This is a genomic window from Duganella violaceipulchra, assembly GCF_019166075.1.
Classification (GTDB): Bacteria; Pseudomonadota; Gammaproteobacteria; order Burkholderiales; family Burkholderiaceae_D; genus Rugamonas; species Rugamonas violaceipulchra.
Genome location: NZ_JAHTGR010000101.1, coordinates 1 through 621, shown reverse-complemented (window position 1 = coordinate 621; position 621 = coordinate 1). Strand labels below are relative to the sequence as shown.

Here is a 621-nt window from a genome sequence, read left to right as displayed (position 1 = left end):
GCGCGGCCAGCGAGGCGGTGGCCAGGTTGTTGACCTGGGCGGTGGTCAGCGCGGCGACCTGGGCGGAGCTCAGGGCGGCGACAGCGGCCGTCTTGATGGCCGACAGGTCGGCCGTTTCCAGCGCGGCGATGGCATCGGTCGACAGCGCGGCCACTTGCGCGGTGCTCAGCGCGGCGGCTTCGGCGGTGGTCAGCGCCACCACTTGATTCGTGGTCAGCGCCTTGACCTGATTGGCGCTCAGGGCGGCGATCGCGTCGGACTTCAGTGCGGCGAAGTCGGCCGTTTCCAGCGCGGCGACGGCGGCGGTGCTCAGGCCGGCCACCTGCGCGGTGCTCAGCGAGCTTGCCTGGGCGGTGGTCAGCGCGACGATCTGGTTGGTGCTCAAGCCGGACACGGCGGCGGTGCTCAGCGCGGCGATCTGGCCGGTCGACAGCGCGGCAACCTGCGCCGTGGCCAGGCCCACCAGCTGGGCGCTGCGCAAGGCGGCGACGTTGGCGGTGGTCAGGCCGACGATGTCGGCGGTCTCGATGGCGCCGATGGCGTTGCTGCTCAGCGCGGCAACCTGGGCCGAAGCCAGGCTGCTCAGCTGGGCCGAGGTCAGCGCGACGACCTGGTTGGTGG

General features: G+C 72.3%; 1 pseudogene. It reads right to left on the bottom strand.

Annotation, left to right across the window (positions count from 1 at the left end):
* Positions 1-621, bottom strand: a pseudogene (locus tag KVP70_RS33150) (heme utilization protein); the annotation flags it as partial.